A 21530-nucleotide genomic window follows, 5' to 3' on the forward strand; every position below is an offset into this window, starting at 1 on the left:
AACGCGGTGAGTTCGCCGGACTGCGGATCGCGGCGAGGTGTCGGCGGCGACCACGATCCGGTGGCCACAACGGTTCGCCACTGCCTGTCCGCATCAGAGCAGGTCAGCCATATCCACCTGGACTTTTACCGGCCGCCGGACGATTCTGCTACAGTCTCGGACGTACCCTTCGGGGTCTGCCGATGTAGTTCAATGGTAGAACTTCTGCTTCCCAAGCAGACAGCGCGGGTTCGATTCCCGTCATCGGCTCGGACAAAGGCTCCCGGCAACTTGCCGGGAGCCTTTTCTTATCCGCCGCTATCCCCAAAACCCTTCCCCGCCAGCAGTTTCGGCCGCAGCCCCGCAGTACCGGAGGGTCAGTGCGGGATGGCTCGACCGAGGGATGTGGGCGGGCGGTGATCAGCAACATGGTCTTCCGCCGCACTATGTTCGGCGCCGCCATCTAGACCGCGCCGGTACCGGCCGCCCTGGTCGGCTGCACTTCCGCATCGAGTCCGGCACCAACGCCGAATCGGCGCCCTTGCCAGGTGAATGCCGAACTCAACTGCGCGACAGTCACTGTGCCGATCGATTGGGCCGATCGCGATGGTGCGCGAGATCGCGGTGATCCGGGACAGCGGGCGCGATTCGACATCATCAGCCTCGATCCGAAACGCCGCCATCCCGACGCTGCGTGCCCATTTCGCCTGGGCCGCAGGCCACGACGGCTGGGCCACCGGAGCTACGACCGCACACCCGGCACGACGAATGCGGCCGACCGCTATCTCATCGACCTGGTCATCCCGGCACCGTCGACACGCTGGCCAGTCGGCCGAACGCGCCCCGAACCCAGCGGGTCCGGGGCGCGTATAGGCTGATCAAACCGCTATTTCGAGCGGCATTCGGTGAAGATCTTGGTGTTGGCCTCGCGGGCCTTGTCCGCATCGGACTGGCTCATGCCGAAGTTGTTGGCGTCGGCGGCCTTGGCGTCATATTCGTCGCTGACCATCTTGCGCAGGCCCTCCTGCGAGATGCCTTGGTCCACATAGAGCTTGGCGGCGCAGTCGGCCAGGTTCTTGTCCTTGAGTCCCTTGTCCTGGAGCGACTTGGCGAGGTCCGCTTGGGTTACCGCGGGCTGGTCCGCGGCCTTGTCGTTACCGCACGCCGCCAGTACCGGCAGCGCGACGAGCGCTGCGGCGATCAGGAAGGTCCGCACCTGATTCCTCTTCTCGATTCAGTGTGTATCTATGGCCACCGCGTGGCGCCGCAACGATAATGCCGTACGACGCCCAGCGGTAGCCGAGCGATCGGCTTCCCAATCGGAAAGTGGTTTAAAGATCCATGGCCGCGCGCAATGCGGTATCCAACCGATCCAGCGCATCCGCTTCCATCTCATCGATGGGCTCGGCCAGCCAGCCACGATAGATGCGACCGATATTCCCGGCATGCACCCAACCGTGCCGCTCGACGGGCACAGCCAGAATGTCCTGCGGATCCTCGTCGACGACCTCGGCGGCGATCAGCCACTGCCTCGGTGATTCATTGATGCCATCACTGCTGATGAGCACGACGGTACGGCGCCGCGGCGAACCGTGTGGGTGATAGAGCCACAGTTCACCCCTGCGCACGCATCGCCTCCTCGGCGGCGGCGAGCTCCGCTTCGTCCGCCGCGGCCAGGGCCGTCACATCGGGTACCGGACCGACACCGGTCCGCACCGCCTCGCGACGCGCTGCCTTCGATATCCACGCCGATGGCGACATCCCCGCGCGGGCCGCCGCCTGTTCGGCGAAGGCCCAGGACGCCGCGTCCAGCGAAAGGGTGACCTTACGCGTTGCCATACCATTTATCGTACCGCTGTTTCGGCCGACTGCCAGCGGAAATCCGGTCCGGTCGTGGCCGGAAATCTCGGTCCGACGGCTGCGAATCGCTGTACGGTCACAGATATGACGACGCTGAACCACCACCGGGTGGGCGCGGGGGAACCGCTGGTCCTGGTGCACGGCGTAGGCAGCCGCTGGCAGGTGTGGGAGCCGATCATCGGCACCCTCGCCGAATCCTTCGACGTCATCGCCGTCGATCTGCCCGGCTTCGCCGGGTCCGCGCCGATCGAGCACACCACCGTCGACACCCTCACCGAAGCGCTCGCCGACTTCCTGCGCGAACAGGGCATCGAGCGCCCGCACCTGGCGGGCAATTCGATGGGCGGGCTCATCAGCCTGAACCTCGGCGCACGTGGTGCGGCCCGCTCGGTCACGGCCTTTTCGCCGATCGGATTCTGGGACACCCCCGGCCGCGTGTGGTGCCAACAATCGCTCGGCAAATCCCGTCAACTCGCCCGGGTGCTGCGTCGGTGGCTGCCCGACGTGCTGGGCACCGCCGCAGGCCGCACCATCTTTCTGACGTTGATCTTCGGCAAGCCGTGGGCGCTGGATCCACAGGTGGCCATCGACACCGCCGCCGACGCCGCCGACGCACCCGGCTTCGAGCCCGCCCTTGCCTCCTTCACCGATGCGGAATTGCACGAAATCGGTGCGCTGGCCGATATTCCCGTAACCATCGCCTGGGGCAACCGGGACATCCTGCTGACCTACGCCACGCAGAGCAGGAAGGCACGCGCCGTGCTGCCCAATGCTCGCCACGTCACGCTGCACGGCAGCGGTCACACCCCGTTCTTCGACGATCCGGCCGGCTGCGCGCAGGTCCTGCTCGACACCATCAGCCCACATCCCTGACCGCTCGCGTCAGCGTCGCCGGATCCGCTTCGCCGAGCAGGATGCGGACCGCATTTCCCCAGCGGTGCCGCAGGATTCGATTCCGGTCCAGATCGCCGGTGAGCAGCACACGCATGGCGAGACCGGTCATGATCTCGATGGTGAATTCGGTAATGGTCGGCACGCGCGGATCGTCCGGGAATTCCTGACGGAAGATATCGCGAATGCTGTTGTGCATCAGGTCGAACAGTCGATATTCCAGCGGCAGGAAGGCCGCGAGTAGTTCCGCATCGGTACGCGCGCCGACCCACATCTCCAGCGCCGCCCAGAACGACGGCCCGGTGAACATGCGCATGGTCAGCTCGACCGCCGTTTCGAGGCGATCGGCATCGGCCGGTATTGCCTCGAATTCCCTTGTCAGCTGGGCGAATCGACGCTCGGCCAGATGTTCTACCGCACCGGCGAGCAGGTCTGCCTTGGTCGGGAAGTGGTGTTGCAATGTGCCGCGCGCAACCCCCGCCCGTTTCTGTACCTCGAGCGTGGTGGTACCCGCGTAGCCGACCTCGACCAGACTCTCCACCGCGGCGTCCAGGAGTCGCGTGCGCATGCGCGAGCGCCGCTGCGCCTGCGTCTCCTGGACGCGTTCGGGCATCGGATCAGCGTCCCTGCCACTGGGGTTCGCGCTTCTGCGCGAAGGCCAGCGCACCCTCGGCGGCATCCTTGGAGAACAGCGCGGGCAGCGCGATTTCGCCCTGCTTGGCAAACCCCTCCGCGACGGCCCAGTCCGGCGATTCGTCGATGATCCGCTTACTCGCCGCCACCGAAAGCGGTGCGGCCGCGACGATTTCAGCTGCCAGGGCCAAAGCGCCGTCGAGTGCCGCACCGGGTTCGGTGAGCCGATTGACCAGTCCGAGCTGGTAGAGCCGTTCGGCATCGATGCGGCCACCGGTGAGCGCCAGCTCGGCGGCCATGGGACGCGGCAGCCGCTGCGTCAGCCGCAGTACGCCGCCGCCCGCAGCGACCAGACCGCGCTTGACCTCCGGAATTCCGAACTGGGCATTGTTCGCGGCGACAATGAGATCACCGGAGAGCGCGAGTTCGAACCCGCCGGCCAGCGCGAAACCCTCGACCGCCGAAATCATCGGCTTGGCAGGCGGTTTCGCGGCGATGCCGAGCGGGCCGCGCTTGGGGGTTATCGGCATCTCCCCCTTCGATGCCGCGACGAGATCCATTCCGGCACTGAAGGTTGCGCCCGCTCCGGTGAGCACGAGCACGCGCGCGGCATCGTCGGCCTCGAATTCGTCGACCGCCGCCTCGATGGCCTGCGCGGTGGCCAAATTGATGGCATTGCGGACCTCCGGACGATTCACAGTCAACAGTGTTATCGCATCGCGCTTTTCGACCAGCACCAGATCAGGCCCACCCGTCTCCCGGCCACCACCCCTCATGGAGTCGCTGTGCGACGCTGCATTCATTCGACAGTCCTCTCGGTAAGCAATGCAAGCTTGTCGGCGGCGATCACATCGGCCTGCGCGCCGATCGGGTCGCCGTCGGTGAACGCCGCGACGGTTTCCGAATCGGACGCCCGAACCAGTATGCGGGCACCGGCCGGAGTCAATGCGGAGATCACCACGGCCTCGGGTTCGTCGGCGTGTTCGGGCGCGGGGCCCTTGCGATAGGCGACGGTGTAGGCCTCGACGGTGGCCGGTCCGGTGTAGTCGGGCGCCGTATCGCGCCGTGCCACAGGCACTTCCGGTTCGTCGGCATAGAACAGTCGCGCGGGCGGGCGAGCGGAGTAGAGGCCGATGGCGTGCTTGGTGATGTACCAGCCGAGCGCACTCGCCAGGCCGTATGCCGATGGATCAGCGCGCAGGCGAGCGGCCAGCGTCGCGATCGAATGGGTCGCGTAGTTGTTGCCGGGGCCGCCCGCGAAGGTGAGTCCGCCGGTGACCGACAGCGGCCGCGCCGGATCGTCGATCGGCAGCCCCAGCGCCTCGGCGGCGGCCTGCACCGCGACCGGGAAGCACGAGTACAGGTCGATATGCGCGACGTCGTCGATGCCGATACCCGCACTCGACAATGCGGCCCGCCCGGCCGCGGCAATGGCCGGTGAACTCGACATATCCGCGCGTTCGCAGACGTACCACTCGTCGGTGGCGCTCGCCCCACCGTGTGGAAACACCCAGCGGTCCCTCGGCACGCCCGCAGCATCGGCCGCCGCCGCACTGCACAGGATCAGCCCCGCGCCCTGATCCACGGACAGATTCGCGACGAGCAACTTCGGATACGGCGAGGACACCATGCGATTCGCGCGCGACGGCGTCACCAGATCTTCGATCGACTGTTCGGCGGGCTGCCAGGCATACGGATTCACGGCCGCCACCGCCGAGAGCCGCGACCACAGTCCGGCGATGCGCTCGCGGTGCGCGGCCTCGCTCAGGCCGAGCCGGCCGCGCAGCGCGGTCTCCATCAGCGCATAGAAGTAGATCGGTCCCCATAGTCCCGCCGCGGTCTCCATCTCGGTATTGGGTCCGCGTTCGGTGCCGATGAGCTCGGTCGGCCGAACATCCTCGCCCTGCTCGGGCCAGTCGAGGCCGACGCCGGTGCGGGTGGCCGCATTCCAGGACGCGACCGCTTCGGCCCCGGTGATCAGCGCGACCTCGCACCGCCCCTCGGCGATGGCCTGCGCGACGGTATTGACCAGGCGCTGCGGCGCGTCACCGCCGAATCGCGCGGATTGCAGCGTCCGCTTCGGCGCGGCACCCAGTTCCGCCGCGACCAACGCACCGAGATCCGGATACGGCCTGCTGACCGGAGCCGCGGCCGCGATGAGATCGGCAGACCGCAATAGCCGATCCCCGGTGCCGCTGTCGGCACCCGCGCGGCGCAGCGATTCGGCGGCGAGTTCGACCGGTCCGGGCAGGCCGGGCTCGCCGCTGCGGTGCACGACCTGTCCGACACCGACGAGTACCGGCGTGCGCGGGTCCAATCCGGGTGGCAGCATGGTTCCTCCACTCTTTACCGTCAATATTGACGGTAACTTGCGTTCGATTAGAACAAACGCGCACACGCGCAAGCAATGGCCCGCTAACTGACTCGCGGGTAAGATTCGGGAATGGCCTCGAACATCGCGCTGCGGTTCGTCGACGACCGCGCCTACGTCACGCTGGACCGGCCGGACAAGCACAATGGCCTGACCATCGAGATGCTGCGCGACCTCGTCACGGCCGCACATACCGTCGCAGATCACCAGGAAGTACGCGCGGTCATCCTGTCCGGCAATGGTCCGAGTTTCAGCAGTGGCCTCGATATCGCGGGGACGAGCCGCGACCCACTGGCCGTCATCCGCGGCTTCATACCGCTGCCGTGGCGCGGCACCAATACCTTCCAGGAAGCCTGCTGGGCTTGGCGTCGGCTCTCGGTGCCGGTGATCGCCGCGGTACACGGCCACTGCTACGGCGGTGGCCTGCAGATCGCGCTGGCCGCCGACGTCCGCTTCGCCAGCACCGACGCGGAATTCTCGGTAATGGAGGCCAAGTACGGTCTGGTCCCGGATATGACCGGCGCGGCGACGTTGTCCCGGCTGATCGGTGTCGACAAGGCACTGCTGCTCACCATGACCGCCGATATCGTGGACGCCGCATACGCCGAGCGGATCGGCCTGGTCACCGAGGTGACCGCGGACCCGGTCGCGGCGGCGGAAAAGCTCGCTGATCGAATCGCCATCCGCTCGCCGCACGCCGTCGCAGGGGCAAAACAACTATTCGATCGCTCCTGGCATGCCTCGGCTCGCCGCACCTTCGCCATCGAGCGAGCCACCCAACTGCCATTGATCCTGCGGCAGGCGATTTCTCGTCGTCGCTGATCACAATTCAGGTAGCACCGCGCTTACAACTGTCCAGACGAATCACGCAAGCCACCAATTTCCCCGGTTTCGCTGTTAGCATCTTGAACGATTTGCCAGCCAGCCGAATGTGACACACACGAGGTGGGGGGCCGCGTATCGTGCCACTTCGGCCAGAACCGGAGGGCCTTGAGACTTGAACAAGACCGCGTCCGCCTTGCTCTCGGCATTGGCAGGAGCTTCGGCCTTGCTCCTCGTTGCGACTACCCCAGCCTCGGCAAACCCCAATGCGATCAATCCGATCCCGGTGCTGAACGGCACCAGTGGACTCCCCAACCTGGCCGGCCGGAGCAGGGCGATATTCCAGGTGACCGGCATGGCCAGCCCGAATAACACCCAGGCCTATAACGTGCTCGGCACCGATCTGGGCATCATGTGGGACAACGGCGACGGCGAGATGCTGACCGCATTCGGCGATACCGCCGGACTCGGCCTGCCGAATCTGCTCGCGGGCAGCACATGGGCGTGGCGCAGCAATATTCTGGTGCGCAGCCACACCCACGATCCGTCCAATGGCATCTACTTCGACAGCGTCGTGCGAGATATCTTCGGTCAGGCGCGCGATCTGATTCCGAGCCCGAAGATTCCATTCATCGAGATCAGCCGGATCCCCACCGCGGGCATTTCGGTCGGCGGCGTTCAGTACATGAGCCTGATGTCGGTGCAGACCTGGGACGATATCGGCCGATGGACCACGAATTTCTCCGGACTCGCGGTATCCGGCGATAACGGTGAAACCTGGGCCGAACTACCCGAGACCAGACGCCCGAATGAGGGCGGTAACGCCAACTTCCAGATGAACGCGTTCGTCAAGAACGGCGGGTACGTCTACGAGTACGGCACCCAGTCCGGGCGCAACCGGGCGGCGTATATCGGGCGGGTCCGCGAAGGCGACATCAAGAATCTGGGCGAGTACGAGTACTGGGACGGCGAGCACTGGAGCAAGAAGGGCGATGTCGATGCCGCGGCGCCGATCATGTGGGGCGTCGGCGAGATGTCGGTGATGTACAACGAGTACCTCGGCCAGTTCATCTCACTCACCACCGATCCGTTCAACTCGGTGGTCATGCGACGGGCCGCCTCGCCCGCGGGTCCGTGGAGCGATCCAGAGGTTCTGATCGACACCCGCGAACTGCCGTCCGCATACGCTCCGTCGATCTTCCCCTACCAAACCGGACGCGACCTGTACTTCGTCACCACGGTGCACAGTCAGTACAACGTTTTGCTGATGCATACCACCCTCTAGCCCCTCCGCAACGGCACCTGGCCGTGGCCGTGTGCCGTTGCTCGTGTGCCGACTTGACCTCAATGGCACTTCAGGTATGAAGCTGGGTCGCGTCGAGTAGTCGAGCTTCGGGAGAGACCATGGGCACCACCCTCACATCCAGTGAATCAGTTACCGGCACTTCGGATTTGCGTGGATGGCTGCGTTCACATGCGCAGCCGATTTTCGATACGCATTCGAATAGCCTGGGATCGGATATCGCGACATTGACCGAGCGGCTGGGATCTGCGACCGTGGTCGGGCTCGGTGAGTCGACCCGGTTCTCTCGACAGACCTTCGGACTGAGGGAGCGGGTATTCCGGGTGCTCGTCGAGGCATACGGTTTCCGCGCGCTCGCCGTGCAGGACAGTGCACGTTCCGGTGAGCGGCTCGATGCCTATGTACGGAACGGCGCGGGCGATCCCGAATCGGTGCTCGCGGGTGCATGGCGGCCGACCCGTACCGGCGAAATGGCGGCGGCACTGGTTTGGATTCGCGAATTCAACAATGAGCACCCGAACGATCCTGTGCGGATTTTCGGAGTCGAACCGCCGCGTGCCGAACCGTCGGATTACGACGTGGTCCTGGATTATGTCCGCCAGCAGGCACCGGATCGGTTGGCCGCCATCGAATCCCACCTCGCCCCGATCCGCACCGCGCACCAGGTAGATGAACATGTGCAGCGCCATCAGGGAATTCACCCCGGCCGCCCGTTCATCGACGACGCACGCGATGCCTTGGCATTATTCGAAAAGCTCTCGGTTTCACCAGGATTCGAAAACGCACTGACGCATCTGCGGCTCATAGTCGAATTCCACAAGAACAGCGTTGCCGGGCAGGGTGGTTTCGCGCGCGACGAGCGACCTGCCGCGGACCGACTAATCGAATGGCAGCGCGATACCGGCGCGAAGATCGCGTATTGGGACGGCATCGCCCACACAGCAGCCCTTACCCTCGGCGACGGTCCGGCGGAGACCGCCGAATTCCGCGGTACCGGTAGCTATTTGCGCGAACATTTCGGTGCGCGCTACATCTCGGTCGCCATCGGGTTCCATCACGGTGATCTCGGTATGGCGGTGGCACCGGAGCCACTGTCGGACCTGGTCGACGCTTCCCTGGGCGACGTGGATCTGCCCGCCTTCTACGTCGACTTGCACAGCGACGCACCGGAATCGGTGCAACAGTGGCTACGCGGTCCGGCGAAGCTGCGCACGATCAGCGGTATCTACGATCCGGCCAAGGATGCCACCGCCCACACGAGCGTGCGATCTCTCGTGGGGGCTTTCGACGTGCTCGTCCACATCCGCGAGACCTCGCCAGTGCACTGGTTGCCCCAAGCGACTTCTTAGAACTCGGGCCGCCCGCCCGCGATGATCCCCCGGCGCGCAGACGGGATTCGCGATCGTCGCGGGTGCGCGGCGGTCGCGAGGTACGCGGGGCAAATACACTCGCGCATATGGACGCGACCGATTGGGACACGCGGTATGCGCAGAGTGAACTGGTTTGGGGCGCACCGCCGAACAGCACTGTGGTGGAGCATGTCTACGGACTGGAGCGGATCGCGCCGCTGGTGCCGGACACTCCCGACGGCGAGCCGCCCGGCCTGCCGCGGGCCCTCGATCTCGCCTGCGGTGAAGGGCGCAACGCGCTGTGGCTGGCCACGCACGGCTGGCAGGTGCACGCCGTCGACTATTCACAGGTGGGCGTCGATAAGGGCCGCACCATCGCGACCCGCCTGTCCCGCTCGGTCCGCAGCCGGATCAGTTGGCAATGCGCCGATGTCACCGATCTGGATGCCGCGGGCATCACCGGCCCGTACGAACTCGTGCTGATGGTCTTCCTGCACTTGCCCGCCGAACAACGCCGCAGGCTGGTCCACCGCCTCGCCGATCTGCTCACCCCCGGGGGCACGCTGCTGATCCTCGGCCACGACACCACCAATCTCACCGACGGCTTCGGCGGCCCGCAGGACCCCACGGTCCTGTTCACCCCCGACGACATCATCGCCGACCTCGGCAACGACCCCGAACGCATCCGAGTCCGCCTCGCCGACCGCGTCTACCGCCCAACCGAGGAACGTGACGCGATAGACGCCCTGGTCATCGCCACCAAACCCCCAGCGGACCCGCCCGCCACCGAACCCGATACCCCCAACTAGCCGAGGCTGCCGCATACGCCACGCAGGCCGCCGCCCGCCGCGCAGGCCGCGCCGCACGCCACGCACGCCGCACATGTCCTCGCACGCCACGCACGTCCTCGCACGCCGCGCATGTCCTCGCAGGCCACGCACGTCCTCACAAGCCACGCAAGTACTCACACACCACATACGTCCTCGCACGCCACGTAAGTCCTCGCAGGCCGCACACGGTCTCGCACGCCACGCACGTCCTCGCAGGCCACGCACGCCAAGTCCTCACACGCCAGGCACGTCCTCGCACGCCAGGCAGGCTTGGCCGATGATTCGATGGCCGGCGCGCAGGCGTAAGCGCGGCACACTCGAGTGGCCCGGCGCGGGCCGTCGTACCTCGGTGCAGGGTCGCTCACAGGCGGCCAGACCCAACCGGAACCGGACTGGACGCCCGCCCTACTGGGACCAGCGCTGCAACCAGGGGGCGACCGTGTCGGCGATGGTGCCGAATCCCGACCGGAAGGAATGCGGCTGACCAGGGATTACGCGCACCTCGGCGGCATCGGCGGGGTCGGGGATGCCGAATGGGTCGTTCGCGCCGTTGATCACGACGACTTCGATATCGCCCGCAGCCAGCAGTTCTTCGCGACGCGTCTGCTCCGGCTTACCCGGCGGATGCAGCGGAAAGGACAGCGCGAGCACGCCGCGCGCGTCGGCGGCGATGGCGGTTCGGCAGGCCACCCGGGCCCCATTGCTGCGCCCACCTTGGATCAGCGGGACCTTCTTCACTCGCTTGCGCAGGTCGGTCACGATCTCGAGCCACGCCTCGTCCTGCTTCACCGCGGAACCGGGGGCGCGTCGTCCGGCGACCCGGTACGGCTGCACCACCCGCGCCACCGCGCCGCCCAGCTCGTAGGCGCAGTCGCGCACGGCAAGCAGGTCTTTTGCGTCGACACCGCCGCCGGATCCGTGCGTGAGCAGCAGCAGGAACGCCGCTTTGCGCGGCTTGTCGAGCTCGATCTCCGCGGGCCCGGCGCTCGTCTCGATTCGCACATTTCCACGGTAGTCCCCAGCTATCCGAAGACGCCCAGTCACCCGCAGCGCGTCGGCCGCGGGGTAACGCACCGGCAAACCCGGCTCGATCGTCTACTACGCGAGCCGTAGACAAACGGCAACGCCTTCGAGTGTTTTCCGCGTCACATTGCCCGCTCGGGTCTTTGCGACCCCATTACCGACCGGTAATATGGGACATAAGTTACCCGCGAGTAGCATGCGGAGAAACCGGCACGGCTACCCGGTGGACGGACAACGGGCGGGAACGGCAACCAACCGACCGCACCAACTCAACGGAGAGTGAGTAACAGACATGGGCCACTACAAGAGCAACGTCCGCGACCTGGAGTTCAACCTCTTCGAGGTACTCGGCCTCGGTGCCATCCTCGACAGCGACGCCTACGGCGATCTCGACACCGAGACCGTCAAGGAGATGCTCAACGAGGTGCGTCGCCTGGCCGAGGGTCCGCTGGCCGATTCGTTCGTCGACGGTGACCGCAACCCGCCGACCTTCGACCCCGAGACCCACACGGTCACTCTCCCCGAATCGTTCAAGAAGTCCTACCGCGCGCTCGAAGACGCCGGCTGGGCCAAGGTCGCCGTCCGCGAGGAGCTGGGTGGCCTCGGTGCCCCGAGCGCCGTCTCCTGGGCGCTCGGCGAGATGATCCTCGGCGCCAACCCGCCGGCTCAGATGTACGCCGCCGGTGCGGGTTTCGCGCAGGTGTTCTACAACAACGGCACTGATGAGCAGAAGAAGTGGGCGCAGATCATCGCCGATCGCAACTGGGGCGCCACCATGGTGCTGACCGAGCCGGATGCCGGTTCGGATGTCGGCGCGGGCCGCACCAAGGCGATCAAGCAGGAGGACGGCTCCTGGCACATCGAGGGCGTCAAGCGCTTCATCACCTCGGGCGACTCCGACGACCTGTTCGAGAACATCATGCACCTGGTGCTGGCCCGCCCCGAGGGCGCAGGCCCCGGTACCAAGGGCCTGTCGCTGTTCTACGTGCCGAAGTGGCACTTCGACTTCGAGACCCAGACCATGGGCGACCGCAATGGTGTCTTCGTCACCAATGTCGAGCACAAGATGGGCATCAAGGTCTCGGCCACCTGTGAGGTCACCTTCGGCGGCCACGGCGTGCCCGCCAAGGGCTGGCTGGTCGGCGAGGTGCACAACGGCATCGCGCAGATGTTCGACGTCATCGAGAACGCGCGCATGATGGTCGGCACCAAGGCCATCGCGACCCTGTCGACCGGTTACCTGAACGCGCTCGACTACGCCAAACAGCGCGTCCAGGGTGCGGACCTGACCCAGATGACCGACAAGGCCGCCCCGCGCGTCACCATCACCCACCACCCGGACGTGCGCCGCAGCCTGGCCCTGCAGAAGGCCTACGCCGAGGGTCTGCGCGCCATCTACCTCTACACCGCCGCGCACCAGGATGCCGATATCGCCGAGCTGGTCTCCGGTGCCGACAAGGATGTCGCCTTCCGCGTCAACGATCTGCTGCTGCCGATCGTCAAGGGTGTCGGTTCCGAGCGGGCCTACCAGTACCTGACCGAATCGCTGCAGACCTTCGGTGGCTCCGGCTTCCTGCAGGACTACCCGATCGAGCAGTACATCCGCGACGCGAAGATCGACTCGCTCTACGAGGGCACCACCGCGATCCAGGCGCAGGACTTCTTCTTCCGCAAGATCGCCCGTGACCGCGGCGTCGCGCTGGCCCACGTGGCCGGCCAGGTACAGAAGTTCATCGAGTCCGAGGCGGGCAACGGCCGGCTGAAGGCCGAGCGCAAGCTGCTCGCCACCGCGCTCGAGGATGTGCAGGCCATGGCCGCCACCCTGACCGGGCACCTGATGGGCGCCCAGGAGCAGCCGTCCGAGCTGTACAAGGTCGGTCTGGGTTCGGTGCGCTTCTTGCTCTCGGTCGGTGACCTGCTCATCGGCTGGCAGCTGCTGCGCCAGGCCGACATCGCCATCAAGGCGCTCGACAATGGCGCGACCGGCGCCGACGAGGCGTTCTACCAGGGCAAGGTCGGCGTCGCGCAGTTCTTCGCACGCAATGTGCTGCCAGAGCTGACCGCGACCCGCGCCATCCTGTCCAACCTGGACAACGACATCATGGAGCTGGACGAAGCGGCGTTCTGATCCAAAAGATTTCGCACACAGCGGCCCCGGAGTCTCCGGGGCCGCTGTTGTTATTTGGTGCGGTGCACCATCTCTCGGGCGGGCTCGGCGAGTTCGATCGCCGGTTGTTCCGGATCTTCCGCCAGCACAACGGTATTGCCGCCCAGCCGTTTCGCCTGATACATCGCGTTGTCGGCACACCGCAGCAGCCATCGCGGCCGTCCCGCGTCCGTGCCGCCGTCGCATACCGCGACACCGACACTGGCCGTGACGGTGACGGATATGCCGGGCGTCTCCGCCACGGCCGAGCGCAATCGCTCGCCCAGACTCAGCGCGGCCGCACGATCCAACTGATCGACCACCGCGAACTCCTCCCCGCCGGTGCGGGCGACCACGGCATCGGAATCGGCCGCGGCGCGCAACCGCGCGGCCGTCGAGACCAGCACCTCGTCACCGATGGTATGACCGAAAGTGTCGTTGACCGCCTTGAAGTGGTCGAGATCGAGGGTGATCACGCACAGTTGGCCCTGGTATCGCGTACGGTGCACGTAGTAGTCGAGCCCGCGGCGATTCAGCAGCATGGTCAGCGGATCCGAGAGCACATCGATGCGCAGCACCCAATAGCAGAACTGCAACGCGGGCAACACCACGACGATGGCCGCCACCATGATCAAGACCATCGCACCGGCCAGCGCGAGATCATTGCTCTGCGCGTCGGTCACCAGCAACACGGCTAGCGCACCCACCGTGAGCAGCGACCATCCGGCGTGCGCGGCGAGCGCCTTCGGGCTGTGGAAGAACGTGATGTACGCGCCGGTGACCACGAGCAGCATCGCGCTCAATGCGCCGTACACCCGATCGCTGTCCACCAGACACGATGCCGTGATCGCGACATCCGCCCAGGTCAACAGGGCCAGTGAAGTGATGGCGCGAGGCCACGGGAACAGCCACCAGCGAACCGTCCACACAGCTGCCGTCGCACCGGCCGCCGCGAAGATGGTCCGGTTCACCGTGCCGCTCGGACCCGCGGGCGACATCCAGATCAGAATGTTGATCACGAGCATGATCGCACCGCCCGCGCCGATGATCGCCTTGATCAGGCGCAGCCCGGAATGGGATTCGAGTGTCCGCACGAACCAGCGATAGTGCGCCGGATCGCGCCACCAACTGCGAAGTATCGCGCGACTGTCACCCATGGAGCCACCGCCTAGCGTTCACGAAATCCTGCTGGATGTACCGAACAGCTTTGCCATTTCGAGCGACCATTAAGCAGCGGTGACAGGCCAGCCCCTGTCGAAGCCCCCGTCTCCTGGTGATCTTCAGTGTAGCGATGATCACATGTCGCTCTCCACCATGAGGACCCGGACATAGATCACGAAACGGGGCACAATGACCGGGCAGACCGCGCGCAAGAAGGGATCGTCCGGATGAACCGATCGCTGTCCGCACTCAGCAGAGCCGGTGTGCTCGCCGCCGCGATATCGGTCGCGCTGGCCGGACCGGCCGCCGCAGATTCGAACTTCCTGCTTCCCATCCCCGGCATCAACCCCATTCCCGGCATCAACGGACAGCCACGCGGCCTGCCTCGTCTACCCGGACTGACCCAGGCGGTCTTCCAGATGACCGGTATGGACAGCCCCAATCGCACCCAGAACGTCAATGTGCTCGGCACCGACCTCGGCGTCATGTGGGACGACGGCAACGGCCGGATGATCACCGCCTTCGGTGACAGCGCAGGCCTCGGCTTCCCGAACCTGCTCGTAGGCAGCGTCTTCGCTTGGAGCAGCCAGGTACTTTTCCACAGTTCGACCAAGGATCCGTCGCAGGGGATTTCCTTCGAGGGCGCCGTGACCAATCCGCTGCCGAGCCCCAAGATTCCGGGCATCGAGATCAGTCTCATTCCGACAGCGGGCATTTCGGTCGGCGGGGTGCAGTACATGAGCCTGATGTCGGTGCGCGAATGGGGTGAGCACGGCAAATGGTCGACCAACTTCTCCACCCTCGCCGCCTCCGGTGACGGCGGGCAGACCTGGACCCCGCTGACCACGACCCGGCGCGCGAATGTGGACGGGCATCAGAACTTTCAGCAGAACGCCTTCTTGAAAGATGACGGTTACGTCTACCGCTACGGCACTCCGGCAGGTCGGCTGAACCCCGGATTCGTCTCGCGGGCAGTGGAATCCGATATCGCCGATCTCGATCGCTACGAGTACTGGGACGGCAAGGAGTGGAAGCCCGAGGCCAAGGACGCCGCACCGATCGTCGGTGATGTCAGCGAGCTGTCGGTCATGTGGAACGAGCATCTCGGCAAATTCATCATGCTCACCACGGATTCCAAGAATTCGGTGGTGCTGCGCACCGCATCGGCGCCGGAGGGGCCGTGGAGCGAGTCGGAGGTCCTCGTCGACGGCACCGCGCTGCCGAGCGCCTACGCGCCGATGATCTTTCCGTATCAGACCGGCAGTGACCTGTACTTCTTGCTGTCGGTATGGAACCAGTACAACGTCCTGCTGATGCGAACCCCGTTGTAGGAGTCGACTACTCGCATTTCACGACAGGTACCGGGTCGTACTTCACCGTCCGCGTCGTGCGCGAGATCTGCCGACCGGTTTTGCGGTCGGTGATGACTCGCGTATCGGAAATGGTGAACCCCGGTGCGCCTTCGGTGGCGATGCAGTCCTTGCCTTTGGGGAGTTTGATCTCGGTGGGCTCGGTGGGTTTGGTCTTCTCGCCGGTGATGGATTCGACATTGACCGTCTTGGTGCCCCAGAGGCGGACCGTGACCTCGGAGTCGGTGGTCGATGTCTCGATGTAGACACCGGATTGGCTGTCATTGCGGAATTTGAGGTCGATGGCGCCGTCGAAGACGGTGGCCTCGCGCGCCGCCGGATAGCGGGAAATGTAGTAGCTGTGCTCGGTGTGACCGGCATCTTCCATGCCCGCGAAATAGGCGGCGTTGTAGAGGGTGGTCGCGAATTGGCTGATGCCGCCGCCGACGGCGGTGCTCGGGCGACCGTGGTCGATGATGCCGGATTCGACGTACCCCTCGGCGGTGCCGCGGGGACCGGTGAAGTCGTTGAGCGAGAAGGTTTCTCCCGGCTTGACGATGGCACCGTTCACCTTCTTGGCGACCACGCGGATATTCACACCGGAGGGCCCGCTGAAGCCGCTCGTGGTGAATTGGCCCATCACCTCGGTGACGCCGAGTGCGTTGGCGGCCTCGGTGGTGAGCTTGGGATCCACCTTCTCGTAGACGGCCTGCGCGGTGCGCTCCTGCGGGGCGACGACGAGATTCGGCAACTGCTCGAATGTCTTCGCCCAATTGATCTTGTCGCCGACCACGGCCGGAACCACCGTCGCGGCCGACCCGGTCACGGCGAAGGTCGCATCCTTGGCCTCGACCTCGGACGGCGCGAGTTGCGGACCCAGCACCCCGAGCGCGACATCCTGTTTGAAGGACGGGGCGAGGCCGCCCTGACCATCGGGGGCGAAGGACAGTATGGAGGCGATCTGCTCCGGCTCCAGCGTGCCCGTCGCATTGTTCTTGCCCGCGAACACAATCGGCGCACTCACCGCCGGTTCGGCAATGGTGTGCAGAGCCTGTTCGACCGCTTCCGCGCGCACGGCGATCGGTGCGGCTGTCTCCGGAAGATCCAGCAGCGCGCCGAGATACCAGTTTTCGATGAGCGCGGTGCGCGCGGCCGGAACATCGAGGATGCGGCCGGGTACCGGCGGCACGGCGACCGGGCGCGCGCCGTCGAAGGCGATGGTGCCCTCGACCGTCGCGCGGTCGTGCACGCGCAGGGCGGTGAGCTGAGCATCGAGTGCTTTGTCGTCGACCGTGCTCGCGACCGGCACCGTATGCGTGACGAACAGCGAAGTCAGTCTGGTGATCGGATTGAGCGGCTGGCCGCCGATGCGGGCCCAGGTGGCGTCCCAATCCACCCCCAGGCCGGCGGTTTTGGGCGTGAGCCTGGTCTGCACGTCGCCGATCTGCAGCGGCAGTTCCTGGTCGGCGCGCGGATCCACCGCGGTGCGCAACCGAGCATCCGCGGCCGCGGTGTCCGCACCGCCGATATCGATACCGGCCACCACGACGCCGCGCGGTACGTGCCCCGACGAAAGTACAAGGTCCGCAACGTAAGCCAGACCACAAACCGCTATCAGCGCGCCCACGCCGATGCCGATGCGTTTCGCGATGGGCGATCTCAGCCCGCTCGGTCTGGACGGCTGTTCGGGTGCGCGACCCCGCCGCCCGCCGGTCGGCGCGGTTGCTTTGGATCGCCGACTTGCCCGCAGCGGCTCGGTCGCCATGGCGTCCCTACCCCACTCCGGTGACCGATGTCCCGACGGAGTCGGCTGCTGAGCGGCCGACTGGGGCGGCGCCGTCGTCTCGGACGACCTCGGTTGCTGCTGCGCCGATCGAGGCCTGGGCGGCTGCGGCGTCTTATCCGCGCCGGGTGCCTGCTGCGCAACCGGGCGCGGCGGCGGTGGCTGCTGCGGTGTGGCGGATCGAGCCGAGTCGAGGAGCTGTCGTAGTCCGACCTGGCCACCTTCGTGTCGGCCCTGCCGCCCGGTACTCGATTCGCTCGTCACGAACCGTCCTCCCCGCTGCTCGATTCAAGGAGCCCGCACGGTGCGAGCCCCGCCAACGATAGTGGTCTCCACCGACATCGTCAGCACAGCGCGGTCCATCAGCAAATCACGTGCAACGGACCACGCCACACATGGAAGGGCCCCGCGTAGTTGCCGGGTCGGGGGTCTGGCAACTACGCGGAGCCAATCCGTTTATCTGGTCCGCCGCACCGCGCGTTACACATGCGCGAGACAATCGAGCTGAACTTCCTATCACCAGGGCTCCACATGCGACGAGGGAGATGGCTGGAATGCAGCTGGGAATGATCGGCCTGGGCCGGATGGGCGGCAATATAGTGCGCCGGATCGTCAAGGACGGGCACACCGCCGTCGGCTACGAACGCAGACCCAAGATGATCGACACGCTCGTCGCGGAGCTGGGCAGCGATGGTTTCCAGGGCTCCACCGATCTGAAGGACTTCGTATCCCGGCTGCAGACCCCGCGCGTGGTCTGGGTGATGATTCCGGCCGCGGTGACCGGTCAGGTGATCGACCAGGTCGCCGAGTTGCTCGAGCCCGGCGACATCGTCATCGACGGCGGCAACAGCCGCTACCACGACGACATCGCGCGCGCCGCGGCGCTGAAGCCGAAGGGCGTCCACTATGTGGACATCGGCACCTCCGGCGGCGTCTTCGGACTGGACCGGGGCTTCTGTCTGATGATCGGCGGCGAGGCCGAGCCGGTGGCGCATCTGGATCCGCTGCTTAAGTCCATCGCTCCTGGGGTCGAGGCGGCCGAACGGACACCGGGCCGCACGGGCGAGCCGTCACCCGCCGAGCAGGGCTATCTGCACTGCGGACCGGCCGGCGCAGGCCATTTCGTCAAGATGGTGCACAACGGCATCGAGTACGGTGCCATGGCCGCCTACGCCGAGGGCCTGAACATCCTGCACAAGGCAAATATCGGCGCGGCTCACGATGCCGTGGCCTCCGCCGAGGAGACCCCGCTCGAACATCCAGAGTGGTACCGATACGACATCGACGTGCCCGAGGTGACCGAGGTGTGGCGGCGCGGTTCGGTGGTCGCCTCATGGTTACTCGACCTCACCGCGAGCGAGCTCTACGCCGATCCGACCCTGGAATCCTTCGACGGCCGGGTATCGGACTCCGGCGAGGGCCGCTGGACCCTCGACGCCGCGATCGATACCGGCGTCCCCGCGCCGGTGCTCGCGGCGGCGCTGTTCGCGCGATTCTCCTCGCGCGGGGAGGCGCTCTACGCGGACAAGATGCTCTCGGCCATGCGCAAGGCCTTCGGCGGCCATATCGAGCTGCCCCCGAAGTAGGACTATCCAGACCCAACGTCTCGGACAAGGTTGTCCACGGCAGACGCCGCGCGATATTGCACTGACGCCGACTCGTTCGCCTACCTCGAATCTTCTTGCGCTGCCGGTACTGCCCAGGCCGCGATCAAGACCGGCATGAGCGAATGGCTGTGGCGCACCGGACTTTCCGCTCGCGGAAGTTCGGTGCACTGACGCCGCGGGCGGGAAGTCGTTACGGTGGAGTTATGGAGTTCGCGACGTCTTCCTTCTCCGAGAACCTGCGCCGATACGCACCGGAACTCCTGCCCGGCAGCGATTTCGGCAATGCCACGGTGCACGGACACGACATCGCGCCGCACGGCACCACGATCGTGGCCCTCGCCTACCGCGGCGGCGTGCTGCTCGCCGGCGACCGGCGCGGCACCATGGGAAATCTGCTGGCCAGCCGGGATATGGAGAAGGTGTTCATCACCGACACCTACTCGGCGGCGGGTTTCGCGGGCACGGTCGGCATGGCCATCGAGATGATCCGGTTGTTCGCGGTCGAGCTCGAACACTACGAGAAGATCGAGGGTGTCGGGCTGACCTTCGAGGGTAAGGCGAACAAGCTGTCGAAGATGGTGCGCGACAATCTGCCTGCCGCACTACAGGATATGGCGGTGGTCCCGGTGCTGATCGGCTACGACCTGAGCGCCACCGACCCGGAGCAGGTCGGGCGGATCTTCTCCTACGATGTCGTCGGCGGTCGCAGCGAGGAGCGCTTCGGCTATACGGCGGTCGGTTCCGGTTCGCTGTTCGCGAAGTCCTCGCTGAAGAAGACCTACAGCCGCGGCATCGATGAGGATCGGGCGCTGCGGATCACCGTCGAATCGCTCTTCGATGCCGCCGAGGACGACACCGCCACCGGCGGTCCGGATCTCACCCGTGGCATCTATCCGACCGTTGTCGTCATCAATGCCGAAGGCGCAGTGGAGGTGCCGGAGGGGCGGGTCGCGGAAATCGCACGTGGCCTCCTCGCGGACCGCACCGCGGCGGCACGCGACTGAAATGGTATTCGGTCGCGAAAACGACCGAATACCACCAGTTTCCAACGAGAAGTCAGCAGCCTGCTCGAGGCACGCTCAGCGCTCCAGGATCGCGACGACGCCCTGTCCGCCAGCGGCACAGATGGAGATCAGCGCGCGGCCGGATCCCCTCTCCGCAAGCATCTTCGCGGTGGAGGCGACGATGCGCCCGCCGGTCGCGGCGAACGGGTGACCCGCGGCCAGCGAGGAACCGTTGACGTTCAGCTTGCTGCGATCGATCGAACCGAGCGCGCCGTCCAGGCCAAGGCGCTCCTTGCAGTACTGATCCGACTCCCACGCCTGCAGGGTGGCCAGCACCACCGAGGCGAAGGCCTCGTGGATCTCGTAGTAGTCGAAGTCCTGCAGGGTCAGGCCATTTCGGGCCAGCAGGCGCGGCACCGCGTAGGTCGGCGCCATCAGCAGGCCGTCGGGGCCGTGGATGTAATCGACCGCGGCGACCTCGGAATCGACCAGATGCGCCAGCACCGGCAGGTTGCGCTCGGTGGCCCATTCGTCGCTGGACAGCAGCACCGCGGAGGCGCCGTCGGTGAGCGGGGTGGAGTTACCGGCGGTCATGGTGGCATCGCCGAGTTTGTTGCCGAACACCGGCTTCAGGGTGGCCAACTTCTCGACGGTCGAACTCGGACGCAGATTGTCGTCGCGGGTCAGGCCGAGGAACGGGGTGATCAGATCGTCGAAGAAGCCGCGGTCGTATGCGGCGGCCATATTCTTGTGCGACAGGTAGGCCAGTTCGTCCTGGGCCTCGCGCGCGATACCGAATTCCTTGGCGGTGATGGCGGCATGTTCACCCATGGACAGACCGGTGCGCGGTTCGGCATTGCGCGGGATCTCGATGCCGAGCATGGCGGGACGCAGCTGACCGACCAGCTTGAGGCGGTCCTTATTGTTCTTGGCGCGATTGGCGTCGAGCATCCATTCGCGCATGGACTCGCTGACCCCGATCGGGGCATCGGAGGTGGTGTCGGTGCCACCGCCGACACCGGCATCGATGCGACCGGCGGCGATCGCGTCACCGACGGTGACGATCGCCTGCAGGCCGGTGCCGCAGGCCAATTGGAGGTCGTGAGCCGGGGTGTAGGGGCTGAGCTTGCTGCCGAGCACGCTCTCGCGGACCATGCCGTGCTCGCCGACCCGCTTGAGCACCGCGCCGCCGACGACCATGCCGAGGCGTTCGCCCTGCAGGCCGAACCGGCTCACCAGTCCGTCCAGCGCGGCGGTGAACATGTCCTGGTTGGAGGCGTGGGCGTAGGCCTTATCGGAGCGGGCGAACGGAATCCGGTTGCCGCCCACGATCGCAACCGGGCGTGGGCCCTTCTTTGCCGTGCTCTTCGCTGAACGGGCTTTGGTTGTCACTCGAGTCTCCAAGGTCTCGTCGGGTGC

Annotated in this window: 19 protein-coding genes and 1 tRNA gene; 10 read left to right on the plus strand and 10 right to left on the minus strand. The window is 66.0% G+C overall.

Annotation, left to right across the window (positions count from 1 at the left end; translation table 11 throughout):
• The first annotated feature begins 178 nt into the window (after window positions 1–178).
• Window positions 179–249 (plus strand) — tRNA-Gly (locus tag ACQPYR_RS41695).
• Between the two features lie 616 nt (window positions 250–865).
• Here the strand turns inward: ACQPYR_RS41695 and ACQPYR_RS41700 are convergent.
• The 3 genes from ACQPYR_RS41700 to ACQPYR_RS41710 all read right to left on the minus strand — a co-directional run bounded on the left by ACQPYR_RS41700 (window position 866) and on the right by ACQPYR_RS41710 (window position 1818).
• Entirely contained in the window at window positions 866–1195 is a 330-nt protein-coding gene (locus ACQPYR_RS41700) for a hypothetical protein (protein WP_433600081.1), read from the minus strand.
• A gap of 115 nt (window positions 1196–1310) precedes the next feature.
• A complete protein-coding gene (locus ACQPYR_RS41705) occupies window positions 1311–1607 on the minus strand; it encodes a hypothetical protein (protein WP_433625415.1) in 297 nt (98 codons plus the stop codon).
• On the minus strand, window positions 1594–1818 hold the full coding sequence (locus tag ACQPYR_RS41710) for a hypothetical protein (protein ID WP_063046440.1): 225 nt from the start codon (window positions 1816–1818) through the stop codon (window positions 1594–1596). Before ACQPYR_RS41710 ends, ACQPYR_RS41705 begins: the two co-directional genes overlap by 14 nt.
• Before the next feature lie 105 nt (window positions 1819–1923).
• On the opposite strand from ACQPYR_RS41710, the gene ACQPYR_RS41715 reads away from it, so the two are divergent.
• Window positions 1924–2712 carry an alpha/beta fold hydrolase gene (locus ACQPYR_RS41715; RefSeq protein WP_433625418.1) on the plus strand — a complete coding sequence of 263 codons (789 nt, stop codon included), beginning with the start codon at window positions 1924–1926 and terminating at the stop codon, window positions 2710–2712.
• Here the strand turns inward: ACQPYR_RS41715 and ACQPYR_RS41720 are convergent.
• From ACQPYR_RS41720 to ACQPYR_RS41730, 3 genes are read right to left on the minus strand one after another with little or no spacing between them, the layout of a single operon-like run.
• Entirely contained in the window at window positions 2696–3343 is a 648-nt protein-coding gene (locus ACQPYR_RS41720) for a TetR/AcrR family transcriptional regulator (protein ID WP_433625421.1), read from the minus strand. The two genes, ACQPYR_RS41715 and ACQPYR_RS41720, sit on opposite strands and share 17 nt — an antisense overlap.
• 4 nt (window positions 3344–3347) lie before the next feature.
• The gene (locus ACQPYR_RS41725) at window positions 3348–4139 is read right to left on the minus strand and encodes a crotonase/enoyl-CoA hydratase family protein (protein WP_433635395.1); all 792 of its coding nucleotides are present in this window, start codon (window positions 4137–4139) and stop codon (window positions 3348–3350) included.
• A gap of 23 nt (window positions 4140–4162) precedes the next feature.
• Window positions 4163–5695: an acetyl-CoA acetyltransferase gene (locus ACQPYR_RS41730; RefSeq protein ID WP_433625424.1), complete on the minus strand. Its 1533-nt coding sequence runs from the start codon at window positions 5693–5695 to the stop codon at window positions 4163–4165.
• 111 nt (window positions 5696–5806) lie between these two features.
• Between ACQPYR_RS41730 and ACQPYR_RS41735 the strand changes: the two genes are divergently transcribed.
• The 4 genes from ACQPYR_RS41735 (at window position 5807) to ACQPYR_RS41750 (ending at window position 10017) form a co-directional block, all read left to right on the plus strand.
• Window positions 5807–6556, plus strand: coding sequence for a crotonase/enoyl-CoA hydratase family protein (locus ACQPYR_RS41735; protein WP_433625427.1), 750 nt, complete (start codon window positions 5807–5809; stop codon window positions 6554–6556).
• Between the two features lie 175 nt (window positions 6557–6731).
• Entirely contained in the window at window positions 6732–7841 is a 1110-nt protein-coding gene (locus tag ACQPYR_RS41740) for a DUF4185 domain-containing protein (RefSeq protein ID WP_433625430.1), read from the plus strand.
• 119 nt (window positions 7842–7960) lie between these two features.
• Entirely contained in the window at window positions 7961–9208 is a 1248-nt protein-coding gene (locus tag ACQPYR_RS41745; protein ID WP_433625432.1) for an erythromycin esterase family protein, read from the plus strand.
• A gap of 107 nt (window positions 9209–9315) precedes the next feature.
• Window positions 9316–10017 (plus strand): class I SAM-dependent methyltransferase, encoded by a 702-nt coding sequence (locus tag ACQPYR_RS41750; protein ID WP_433625435.1) that lies wholly within the window; start codon window positions 9316–9318, stop codon window positions 10015–10017.
• Window positions 10018–10443: 426 nt separating this feature from the next.
• On the opposite strand, the gene ACQPYR_RS41755 is transcribed toward ACQPYR_RS41750, so the two are convergent.
• The gene (locus tag ACQPYR_RS41755; protein ID WP_433625438.1) at window positions 10444–11040 is read right to left on the minus strand and encodes an alpha/beta hydrolase family protein; all 597 of its coding nucleotides are present in this window, start codon (window positions 11038–11040) and stop codon (window positions 10444–10446) included.
• A gap of 313 nt (window positions 11041–11353) precedes the next feature.
• Here ACQPYR_RS41755 and ACQPYR_RS41760 point away from each other — a divergent pair, with 313 nt between their 5' ends.
• On the plus strand, window positions 11354–13189 hold the full coding sequence (locus ACQPYR_RS41760) for an acyl-CoA dehydrogenase (RefSeq protein WP_433625440.1): 1836 nt from the start codon (window positions 11354–11356) through the stop codon (window positions 13187–13189).
• A 50-nt stretch (window positions 13190–13239) separates the two neighbouring features.
• On the opposite strand, the gene ACQPYR_RS41765 is transcribed toward ACQPYR_RS41760, so the two are convergent.
• A complete protein-coding gene (locus tag ACQPYR_RS41765; RefSeq protein ID WP_433625442.1) occupies window positions 13240–14364 on the minus strand; it encodes a GGDEF domain-containing protein in 1125 nt (374 codons plus the stop codon).
• 231 nt (window positions 14365–14595) lie between these two features.
• Here ACQPYR_RS41765 and ACQPYR_RS41770 point away from each other — a divergent pair, with 231 nt between their 5' ends.
• The gene (locus tag ACQPYR_RS41770; RefSeq protein ID WP_433625445.1) at window positions 14596–15699 is read left to right on the plus strand and encodes a DUF4185 domain-containing protein; all 1104 of its coding nucleotides are present in this window, start codon (window positions 14596–14598) and stop codon (window positions 15697–15699) included.
• 7 nt (window positions 15700–15706) lie between these two features.
• Here the strand turns inward: ACQPYR_RS41770 and ACQPYR_RS41775 are convergent, their stop codons facing one another.
• Window positions 15707–17344 carry a VanW family protein gene (locus ACQPYR_RS41775; RefSeq protein ID WP_433625447.1) on the minus strand — a complete coding sequence of 546 codons (1638 nt, stop codon included), beginning with the start codon at window positions 17342–17344 and terminating at the stop codon, window positions 15707–15709.
• Between the two features lie 710 nt (window positions 17345–18054).
• Here ACQPYR_RS41775 and gnd point away from each other — a divergent pair.
• A complete protein-coding gene (gene gnd, locus ACQPYR_RS41780; RefSeq protein ID WP_433625449.1) occupies window positions 18055–19086 on the plus strand; it encodes a phosphogluconate dehydrogenase (NAD(+)-dependent, decarboxylating) in 1032 nt (343 codons plus the stop codon).
• Window positions 19087–19310: 224 nt separating this feature from the next.
• Entirely contained in the window at window positions 19311–20111 is an 801-nt protein-coding gene (gene prcB / locus ACQPYR_RS41785) for a proteasome subunit beta (RefSeq protein WP_433625452.1), read from the plus strand.
• A gap of 75 nt (window positions 20112–20186) precedes the next feature.
• Here prcB and ACQPYR_RS41790 read toward each other — a convergent pair whose 3' ends face one another.
• Entirely contained in the window at window positions 20187–21503 is a 1317-nt protein-coding gene (locus tag ACQPYR_RS41790; protein ID WP_433625455.1) for an acetyl-CoA C-acetyltransferase, read from the minus strand.
• Window positions 21504–21530: the final 27 nt, after the last annotated feature.

It is taken from the genome of Nocardia sp. CA-120079, from assembly GCF_050955745.1.
Taxonomy (GTDB): domain Bacteria; phylum Actinomycetota; class Actinomycetes; order Mycobacteriales; family Mycobacteriaceae; genus Nocardia.